Consider the following 9,848-nt stretch of genomic DNA (forward strand, 5'->3'; position numbering starts at 1 on the left):
CCCCCACCCGGACCACCCGACGAGCAGCGGTTCTGGGACGTTCAGAGCTCCGGCAGCGGCGTTCGGATCCTCACGTGGCCGGTACGCAGCGGCCGGTGGTCCGTCGTGGTGATGAACACGGACGGCACGCCCGGGATCGACGTGGAAGCCTCGATCGGAGCACGGGCACGGGCCCTGTTGTGGGTGTCCGTCGGCCTGCTGGTGGCCGGGGTGCTCGTCGCGGCCCTGGGGGCGCTGTTGCTCTGGTTCGGCGTGCGCACGCCTCGCGGAGACCTGGCCGGACCGGTCCCGCCGCCGCCTCCGCCGACCTAGCGACCTAGCGATCCGTCCCGTTCACCGAGGCCGGCACCCAGCACTCGACCACGGTGCCGGCGCCGGGCGCGCTGTCGATCCGCCACCACCCGCCGGCCAGCTCGGCCCGCTCCCGCATGGCCTGGAACCCCAGGTGCCCCTGGTGCACGCGGGCCGGTTCTCGGGCCTCGAACCCCTCACCGTCGTCCCGGATCCGCAGGAAGTACCCGCCATCGCGCGGCGCCAGGAGCACGTCGACGTTTCGCGCCCGGGCGTGCTTGCGCACGTTCACCAGCGCCTCGCGGGCGATCCGGTAGATCGTCATGCCGACCTCGGTCGGCGGGCGCTCCTGGAGGTGATCGCGGATCCGGTAGCGGAGCCCGGTCTCCTCGCGCATGGGCTCCAGAACCGACCTCAGCACGGCGGCCAGCCCTTCGTCCTCCAGTGAGGCCGGCCGCAGCTCGAAGCTCAGGCGGCGGAGCCTGCGGACGGCGAGCTGGAGGATCTCCTCCAGCGCGACCAGCTCCGCGCGGTGCTCGGGCGCCACGTCCCGGCGCCGGAGGAGCTGGATGCGCAGCACGGCCGCGGTGATGACCTGCACGGGGTCGTCGTGGAGGTCCTCGGAGAGCTGCTTGCGTTCCTTCCGCTCCACCTGGCCGAGGGTCTCCAGCAGCCGGCGGCGTTCCTCGTCGACCCGCTGGAGCTGTTCGTAGATGGCCTGGGTCCGGGCCGCCGCCAGACGGCCCGAGGCCTCGCTGACGCGAAGCTGCTCCTGGGCGGCGCGCTGTTCGGTCACGTCCCGAGCCAGCCCCTCCACGGCCACCACCCGCCCCGCGACGTCATGGATCGGCGCGATGAAGTACTCGGTCCACGCCGTTCCTCCGTCCTTTCGGATCAGGCGGAGCGGCACGGGGCCGGCCGGCTCGGAAGGCCCGTGCAGCAGCACGGCGGCCGTGGCGCGGTCCTCCGGGTGCGAGATCTTCAGCAGGAGGTCCGGGTCCGCGTAGTGCTCGGCCGGGGAGTACCCGGTGATCCGGGCGGCTGACGGGCTCACGTAGTCGAAGCCCCGGACCGGGAGCAACCGGTACAGGAACTCGATGTCCGAGGCCAGCTCGGCCAGGGGCTCGGCGGCGAGATCGGAGGGCGGACCCTCGTCCCTTCGCACTCCGACCAGGGCCGAGTTGGGGACGAGGACCAGGTGCGACTCGTCCGACCCCATCCCGAAGATTCGCTTGGACGGATCCCCGCCTCGTCCAGAGGATCGAATGCCCGCCACCACCACCTCCCCACCTTCAACCCAAGCATTGCCCGAATGGGGGCCTGTTCAGGCCGGTCGGATGGCGAATTCAACCGGCGGATCGGGTGATCTTGTTTCGGGCCGAACGGGGAAGGCAGGGCCCCCAGAAGGCCGTCCCCTGTTTGGGGCTGGTCCTCTTGGAAGGGTCGGTCAGGCGGGGGCGCCGGCCCGGACCCGGCTGCGCTCCCTGGCCCGCTCGGCCAGGGCGTCGAACAGGGCCTGTTGGGTGGGGTCGTCGGCTGCGGTGAGCTCCGGATGCCACTGCACGGCCACCAGCCAGCCGTCGTCTCCCTCGATCGCCTCCACCACCCCGTCCTCGCTCCGCCCCACCACGTGGAGTCCGTCGCCCAGCCGGTCGACGGCCTGGTGGTGGTGGGAGGCGCAGGTCAAGACGGTGCGCCCGGTGGCCTCGGCCACACGAGAGTCGGGCTTCACCTCGACCTGGTGCATGACGGGGTGGCTGCCGAGCGACGCGTCGGGTCGATGGTCCAGGACCCCCGGCAGATCGGGGACGTGCTGGAGCAACGTGCCGCCACGGGCCACGTTCAGCACCTGGATGCCGCGGCACACGGCGAGGGTCGGGAGGTCCCGGCGGACGGCCTCGCGCACCAGCGAGATCTCGAGGTCGTCGCGATGCGGGTCCACCCCGTAGACCTCCGAGTGTGCCTCCGCTCCGTATCGGGCGGGGTCGACGTCTCCGCCGCCCAGCAGCAGGATCGCGTCGAACATGTCCAGCATCGACACCACCGATTCGAGGTCGGTCTCCGGAAGGATCACCGGCGTCAGCCCGGCCCGGCGGATGGCCTCGATGTATGGCTCGGGGACGGCGAAGCATCCGACGTGCCAGCTGGTCACCCGGCCGGCGGGCAGCCGGTACGCGGGAACGGCGACGAGTGGCTGGGTCACGGGCTACAGGGTACCGGACGGGGCCGACAATTCCGGCACGCCGGTGCTCGGTTTTCACGCCCGGCCCGTTGGAGATACCGAACCGTGCCGAAGCGGACCTCGCTGGTGCAGCGGGGGCTCCTGCACGCCCCCTACTTCGCGGCGTGGTGGGTGCTGTCCATGCTGCTGTGGCTGCTGTTCACGAGCACGGTCGCGCCATCCGACGCCATCGTGGGGATGTGCGCGTCGCTGATCACCGCTGCCGCCGGCGAGATGGTGCGGACCCGGAGCTCGATCGAGTTCCGGGGCCGCATGCCGGGCACCGGAGCTTCCTCGATCGCCGGCGCAGGCCGACCACGATGCCCTGGGGGGTGAAGACGACTCGGGCCACGGTGGCTCCGGCGATGGCCAACATCCTGTTGAATGCGGTGGTGGCGCGCACGTGTCTCCCCTTCCGGGGGAAGGCTCGGTGGTTTCGCAAGAACGGCCGAACCTACCGGGAGCGATACGTGCGCGTCTTCCGTTGCTGCTCCGTGAGCGCCTGGGAGGGCCGAAGGCCCAGGTCACGACGACCAGGCGGGCTTACGCGGGGGCTACTTCACCCATAGGAACCCGAGGAGTCCCCAATTTTCCCCCATGAAGTCGTCGAGAAGCCGCTCTAGCCATCGGATCTAGTCGGCGGGTTGGCCGGCCAGGGCCACTGCTGCGGCGATGTGGGAGAGGTGGGTGAGGGCCTGGGGGAAGTTGCCGAGCATCTCGCCGCGCTTGGGGTCGAACTCCTCGGAGAACAGGCCCACGTCGTTCGCGGTCGAGACGGCGCGGTCGTACACCCGCCTGGCCTCCTCGTGGCGGCCCTGGCGGGCCAGGCACTCCACCAGCCAGAACGAGCAGGCCAGGAACGCGCCCTCCTCGCCCTCCAGGCCGTCGTCCGCGCGGTAGCGCCAGACAAGGTCGTCCTCGCCGAGGTCCTCCCACACCGCGTCCGTGGTGCGGACCATCCGTTCGTCGTCGTACTCCACGAACCCCACGTTCGGGATCAGCAGCAACGCGGCGTCCATGGTCTTCGCCCCGAAGGCGCGGACGAACACGCCTCGCCTGCGGTCGTACCCTCGCGTCTCGACGGCCCGGCGGATCTCGTCCCGCGCCTTGGTCCACGTCCGGGTGGGGGCGCGGCGGCCGCACTCCCTGGCCAGCTTGATGCCGTAGTCGAGCGCGGCCCAGCACATCACCTTGGAGTGCACGAAGTGCTGGGGCTTCCCCCGCACCTCCCAGATCCCCGGGTCGGCTCGCCGCCAGTTCGCGGCGGCCGTGTCGACGAGCCCCACCAGGAACCGCCAGTAGTCGTCGTCGGGGGAGTGCCCGCGCTCGTGCCACCGCCACGACAGGGCCAGCAGCTCGCCGTAGACGTCGTGCTGATCCTGCTCGTACGCGGCGTTGCCCACCCGGACTGGCCGGGACCGCCGGTACCCCTCCAGGAAGTCGAGGTCCATCTCCACCAGGCGCCGCTCGCCCCCCACGCCGAACATGATCTGGAGGTCCTCCGCGTTGCCGGCCGCGCTCCGTTCGATGAAGCGGCGGAACCCCTCCGCCTCGGCGTCGAACCCCAGCTCCCCCAGCGAGCGCAGCGCGAACGTGGAGTCCCGGATCCAGCTGAACCGGTAGTCCCAGTTGCGCGCGGCGCCGACCTTCTCGGGAAGGGACGTGGTGGCCGCGGCGGCCATCGCTCCCGTGGGGCTGTGGACCAGCGACTTCAGCACCACCGCCGAGTGGATCGCCGCGGGGCCGTCGGGACTCTCCAGGCGGCCCCGTGAGGACCACCGGCGCCACCACTTGATCGTCTCCTCGATCCGCCGGTCGAGGTCCCCGGGGTCCGGCGACTCGGGAGGATCCGGGTCCATCTCCTCGGGGTGGACGTACTGGAGGCTCAGGTGGACGCGCTCGCCGGCACGGACCACCACGTCACCGGCCAGACCGTGCTCCTCAAACACGGCGAGGTCGGCATCGGTCGAGATGAGCAGCCCGTCGTTCCCCCCGATCGCGCTGTGCAACCGGAGGCCGTGCCGGCGGATCCACGGCCGGACCTCCCCGTAGTCGAAGCGGGGGACGATCTCGAGGCGGAGCTCGATCGCGCCCCGGACGCCCTCTACCACCCGCAGGACCTGCCGGTGCGGGTTGTCCCGCCCGCCGCGACGCATGGTGAAGCAGTCGGTGACCCTCACCTCGCCGCCGCCGGTCCGGAAGGTCGTCTCGAGCACCAGGGTCCCGTCGACGTATCGGCGGAAGCATTCGAAGTCCGCCGCGGCTGGGGTGATCGAGCAGTATCCCGCCCCCTTCCAGTCGAGGATCCGGCCGAAGCAGCTTCCCGAGTCGAATCGCGGCATGCAGCACCAGTCGATCGACGCGTTGCGCGAGACCAGCGCCGCGGAATGGCAGTCCGCGATGAGGGCGTAGTCGCCGATCGGCGGGTACTGTGAGCGACGGGGCACGCGGCCTCCTGGGAACAGGGCTCGCTGGCGGGAATGCGCAGGTGACGTTGCCCGAAGCACACGAGGCGAAACGAGGGCCGTTCGTGGGTACGAACGTCGCGTGAGGGCGAACCCGACATGAGCGCCGAGGCCGGCCACCCCACCACGCTTCGGGGGCAGATGGACCTGGTGCTGCCGCCGACCAGCCGGTCCCGGCGGATTGCCGAGTGGGGCGTCGTGGCGTGGGCGGTGGTGGGCGTCGCCGTGGTGATCTGGTTCCTGGTCAGGCTGTTCCACGGCCTGGGCGCGCTGCTCCCGTACCTGGTCATGGCGGGGATGGTGGTCCTCGTGCTGAGCCCGGCCGTTCGGGCCCTGACCCGGCTGCGGGTCCCCCGAGAGCTCGCCGTGACCATCGTGTTCGCGGTGGCCGCGGTGGCCACGCCGGCCGTGGTGCCGCTCATCCTGCGGACCCTGCTGGACCAGGTCCGGTCGCTGCTTCGCTCGTCACCCACCGCCCTGGAGTCCGGCGGGCTGGTCGGGCGGCTGGCCGGCTCGTCGAACTCGCTGCTGCACGCCGCTGGGAACGCGATCAAGTCCGGGGTGGGCTCGTACCAGGCCCACGCCGCCGGCCACCTGGCCTCGCTGGGGTCCCTCCTGGCCCACGCCGGCGTGATCGTGCTCCTGGGTGGGTTCCTCGGGTATCTGCTCCTGCTGTCGCGGCCGGGGATCGGGGCGGGGCTCATGCTGCTCGTCCCGCCGTCGCGCCGGGCCCTTGCGCAGGAGGTCGCCACGGAGATGGGACGGATCGTTGCGAGCTACGTTCGGGCCCGGCTCATCGTGTCGGCTGCCGTGGGCGTCCTCGCCACCATCGGACTGTGGGCGGTCGGCATGCCGTTCTGGCTGGTCCTGGGGCTGATCGTGGGCTTGGCCAATCTGGTCCCGACCCTCGGCGCCTGGATCGGCGGCGCCCCGGTGGTGCTGGTGGCACTGCTGACCAAGCCGCCGGCGTTCCTGTTCGCCGCGCTCGCGGTGATCATGCTGGCCCACGTGGTCGACGGATTCATCCTGTCCCCGATCATCCTGAGGGAGACCATGCACCTGCATCCGGTGGTCGTGTTGCTCTCGGTGATCGTGGGAGCGGAACTGCTGGGGATCTGGGGCGTGCTGGCCGCGATCCCGGTGGCAGCGATCGTCCAGTTCCTGCTCCACCGCTGGGTCTCGCCGAAGGTGTACGGCGACCCGCGAGATCCCGTGCCGATCGCGCCGGCCGACTTACCTCCCGCCGAGGCCGGCGCCGGCGTCCCCGGCGGCCCCGGCCCCGGGGGCTGAGCGGCCCGCCACCACGCCCAGCGAGCAGAAGGTCGTAGCCACGGCGGCGTCGACGAGGGCTGGCTTTCGATGGTCGGCGCTGGCGGCCGCCAGGGCGAACATGCTGGTCGCGTGCAGGGCGTCCACGACGGCACCCGCGTAGAGGCGGACCCGGGCGGGGTGGCCGGCCGTCGCGAGGGCCTGGGCCAGGTGGCGCGAGCCGAGGACTCGGGCTACTGCCGTCCCGCCGCCATCAGCGTTGCCCGCCGCGCGGAGCAGTGGGCCGGGCGCGATCAGCAGCGCGGACCCGTAGGCGGCGCGCGCCAGCGCGAGCGGGTTCAACGCGGCGTCACCGGCGGGTTCGGCCCTTACCGTGGCCCGGCCCAGCCCCGCGGATGCGCCGGTCACCACCACGACCTTGCCGCGCAGCGACGTCATGCAGCCAGTGCATTCCTGTTCAGATGCTCGATCCGGCTCTTGTCGGAGCGCGGACGGCTGGTCTCGGTGTCGAGCCGGGTGGGCAACTTCATCGGCGTCCTCTGGCCAGAGGGAGAGGTCCTGAGCCGCTTCTACCCGTCGCCGGGTGACCCGGAAACGTGGCTGCCGGCCGATGCCCGTGTCCTCAGTTCTCTTTGACAGTGGGGCGGATTCCGCGTAAGCGATGCAGGTCCAGTCGAGGAGGCTGCCGTGACCGTTTCGCGCAAGGTCCACCACACCAGGCGTGACGAGACGCTGTCCCTGAACCCGCTGGTCGCCGGCCCGAACGTGGGCGCCGGCGCGAGCGCGAGCGGCGAGATCCCGCGATATCGATTGCCCGATGCGGAGATGGGGCCGGACGCCGCCTACCAGATCGTCCACGACGAGCTGATGGTCGACGGCAACGCTCGCCTGAACCTGGCCACCTTCGTCACCACGTGGATGGAGCCGCAGGCCGCCCGGTTGATGGCGGAGACCTTCGACAAGAACATGATCGACAAGGACGAGTACCCGCAGACCGCCGAGCTCGAGATGCGGTGCGTGAACATCCTCTCGGACCTGTGGGGCTCGCCCGACCACGAGGAGGCCACGGGGTGCTCGACCACGGGCTCCAGCGAGGCGGCCATGCTGGGCGGGATGGCGCTCAAGTGGCGCTGGCGGGAGCGGATGCGCGCGACCGGGAAGCCCGCCGACCGCCCCAACATGGTCATGAGCATCGGCGTCCAGGTGTGCTGGGAGAAGTTCTGCCGGTACTGGGACGTCGAGCCGCGGTTCGTGCCCATGGAGGCCGGGCGCCGCCACCTCACCGGCGAGGAGGCCGCGAGGCTCTGCGACGAGAACACCATCGGGGTCGTGGCGGTGATGGGCGTGACGTTCGATGGGAGCAACGAGCCGGTGGCCGAGATCGCCGCGGCCCTCGACCGGCTCCAGTCCGGCGGCGGACCGGACGTCCCCATCCACGTGGACGGCGCCTCGGGCGGGTTCGTGGCGCCCTTCCTGCAACCCGACCTGCCGTGGGACTTCCGGGTCCCCCGCGTGCAGTCCATCAACGCGTCCGGCCACAAGTACGGGCTCGTCTACCCGGGGGTGGGATGGATCGTGTGGCGCTACCCCGAGGCGCTCCCCGGCGACCTGGTGTTCGACGTGAACTACCTGGGGGGGCAGATGCCCACGTTCGCCCTGAACTTCTCGCGGCCGGGGGCCCAGGTGTGCGCGCAGTACTACAACTTCATCCGGCTGGGGCGGGAGGGATACCGCCGGGTCCAGCAGCAGTCCATGGACACGGCCCGCTTCCTGTCGGAGGAAGTGGACCGCCTCGGCCCGTTCGAGACGCTGGCCGGCTGTCTGGACATCCCGGTGTTCGCGTTCCGCGTGAAGGACGGCGTGGACCGCTACTCCGTGTTCGACGTGTCACGCGAGCTCCGGAGCCGGGGCTGGCAGGTCCCCGCGTACACCATGCCGGCGAACCTGGAGAACCTCGCGGTGCTGCGCATCGTGGTCCGCAACGGCTTCAGCCGGGACCTCGCGGAGATCCTGCTGGCCGACCTCCGCCGGACCGCACGGGAGCTCGAGAGGCACGGCGGCCACCCCGGCCGGCGCCCGGAGGCGTTCCGGCACTAGCGCGCATCCAGGGGCTACGTCGAGAACGGCGCCGGGCCCTCCCGGCTCGAACGCAGTCGCCGGGCGAATTCCTCCGCCAGGCCGGGGGCGAGTTCCCTTCCCAACATGCCCGCTACGAACTGCAGGCCCTCCGCCTGGACCTGGGCCAGGAACTCAGCCCGCTGCCCAGGCGGCATGGCCTGAAGGGCCTCCTTGAACTTGTCCCGGGAAGAGGGATCGAGCGGGTCCAGCGTGGTGCCGTCGGGGAGGGTGGGGAACCGCGCCCCCCGATCCTGTTGTACGAACGCCGGGACCAGGGCGGCGAACTGGGCGACGGCGTTCAGCCGTGCCGCATACTCCTGGACCGACTGAAGCCCGCTGTTGCATACGCACACCAGGCGGTCGAGCTCCAGGAAGAACACCCAGTCGTCCCGCTGGAGCAGGAGGGCCATGGTTCGCTCCGTGATGACAGCGGTCGCGTACTCGCGGTTCAGGGCCAGCACCTGGAACTGCCGGTTGAACTGCTCGCTCTCAAAGGTGATGTCCTTCAGGAAGAGATGCATGGCGGGTCGGTACCGCCGCAGGTTCACGAACAGCGGCGGAAGCGCCTGGCCCAGCCGAAGGACGCATACCGAACCCGGCTGGCCGGTCCTCTGCACTCCGATCCAGGCGTTGCCGAGCACGAATGGCCGCCCACCGGCCTGGCCGGAGTACACATCGGTGAACCGGGGCCCGCTCACGTGGACGTCGCCGTCCCGCGGGACGCCGTGCAGGTTCCGAAGCATCTCTGTCACGTACCTGGCCGTCGCCGTGTCGAACGCGGGATCCGCTGAGGGCCCAGCCCACCCCTGGCTGGCGGCGTACTCGGCCAGGCCTGGGATCGGCGCTGCCTCCTGCTGGCGCTGGAGGCGGTTGCGTTCCGCGGCCCGCTGCCCGAGTCGGAGCACCAGGGCCACCACCCCAACCGCCACCAGGACCAGCACGACCGGAACCATCGAGGATCACCTCCCGGCAGAGGGCCGATGCTAGCCGGAAGGGCGGGGCTTGGCATCCGGATGCCGGAGGAGCCGCTCGTAGTCCTCGGGCGTGTCCACGTCCGGGGGTGCTACGCCGGCGGCGTCCACATCGAGGACCCAGTCGGGGTGGGCCGCGATCACCTCGCGCGCCCCAACGTCGCCTTCCAGGGCGGCCACCTTCCCCCAGGTGTCGCGAGACAGGAGCACCGGGTGGGCCGGACGGCTCCCGTGGGACGCACGGACGATGCGGGCCCCTTTTTGCCGGAACGCATCGAGGACCGCCCGGATCGTGTCGGGAGAGACGCCCGGCTGGTCTGCGAGCAGGATCACGGCGGCCTCGCTGTCGGGGGCTGTCGCCTCCAGGCCCGCCTGGAGCGAGGACGACTGGCCTGCCTCGAAGCGTGGGTTCACCACCGCCCGGGCTCGGTCCGGGAGGCGAAGGGCCTCGCGGACGCGGTCGGCGTCGTGGCCCAGCACCACCACGACCTCGTCCACGCCGCCCGCCAGGGC

General features: G+C 71.3%; 9 protein-coding genes and 1 pseudogene. 5 read left to right on the forward strand and 5 right to left on the reverse strand.

The features are described from left to right. The coding region (locus M3Q23_18480) for a DUF4389 domain-containing protein (protein MDP9344036.1) at positions 1-312 on the forward strand (312 nt) is incomplete at its 5' end. 4 nt (positions 313-316) lie between these two features. Here M3Q23_18480 and M3Q23_18485 read toward each other — a convergent pair. Continuing rightward, positions 317-1,510, reverse strand: coding sequence for a PAS domain-containing protein (locus tag M3Q23_18485; GenBank protein ID MDP9344037.1), 1,194 nt, complete (start codon positions 1,508-1,510; stop codon positions 317-319). A gap of 228 nt (positions 1,511-1,738) precedes the next feature. Further along, positions 1,739-2,494, reverse strand: a complete 756-nt coding sequence (locus tag M3Q23_18490) for a gamma-glutamyl-gamma-aminobutyrate hydrolase family protein (GenBank protein MDP9344038.1) — start codon at positions 2,492-2,494, stop codon at positions 1,739-1,741. Between the two features lie 84 nt (positions 2,495-2,578). On the opposite strand from M3Q23_18490, the gene M3Q23_18495 reads away from it, so the two are divergent. Then, positions 2,579-2,848, forward strand: a complete 270-nt coding sequence (locus M3Q23_18495; GenBank protein ID MDP9344039.1) for a hypothetical protein — start codon at positions 2,579-2,581, stop codon at positions 2,846-2,848. Positions 2,849-3,144: 296 nt separating this feature from the next. On the opposite strand, the gene M3Q23_18500 is transcribed toward M3Q23_18495, so the two are convergent. Further along, on the reverse strand, positions 3,145-4,959 hold the full coding sequence (locus M3Q23_18500; protein ID MDP9344040.1) for a glycoside hydrolase family 15 protein: 1,815 nt from the start codon (positions 4,957-4,959) through the stop codon (positions 3,145-3,147). Between the two features lie 117 nt (positions 4,960-5,076). Here M3Q23_18500 and M3Q23_18505 point away from each other — a divergent pair, with 117 nt between their 5' ends. Beyond that, entirely contained in the window at positions 5,077-6,267 is a 1,191-nt protein-coding gene (locus tag M3Q23_18505; protein ID MDP9344041.1) for an AI-2E family transporter, read from the forward strand. Here M3Q23_18505 and M3Q23_18510 read toward each other — a convergent pair. Next, positions 6,211-6,684 (reverse strand): hypothetical protein, encoded by a 474-nt coding sequence (locus M3Q23_18510; protein MDP9344042.1) that lies wholly within the window; start codon positions 6,682-6,684, stop codon positions 6,211-6,213. The genes M3Q23_18505 and M3Q23_18510 overlap by 57 nt on opposite strands. Positions 6,685-7,011: 327 nt before the next feature. Between M3Q23_18510 and M3Q23_18515 the strand changes: the two genes are divergently transcribed. Both M3Q23_18515 and M3Q23_18520 read left to right on the forward strand, forming a co-directional pair. Then, positions 7,012-8,343 carry a glutamate decarboxylase gene (locus M3Q23_18515; GenBank protein ID MDP9344043.1) on the forward strand — a complete coding sequence of 444 codons (1,332 nt, stop codon included), beginning with the start codon at positions 7,012-7,014 and terminating at the stop codon, positions 8,341-8,343. Next, a pseudogene (locus M3Q23_18520) lies at positions 8,342-8,494 on the forward strand (response regulator). Before M3Q23_18515 ends, M3Q23_18520 begins: the two are co-directional and overlap by 2 nt. An 853-nt stretch (positions 8,495-9,347) precedes the next feature. Here the strand turns inward: M3Q23_18520 and M3Q23_18525 are convergent. Beyond that, on the reverse strand, positions 9,348-9,848 hold a 501-nt coding region (locus tag M3Q23_18525), incomplete at its 5' end, for a nucleotidyltransferase family protein (GenBank protein ID MDP9344044.1).

It is taken from the genome of Actinomycetota bacterium, assembly GCA_030774015.1.
Taxonomy (GTDB): domain Bacteria; phylum Actinomycetota; class UBA4738; order UBA4738; family JACQTL01; genus JALYLZ01.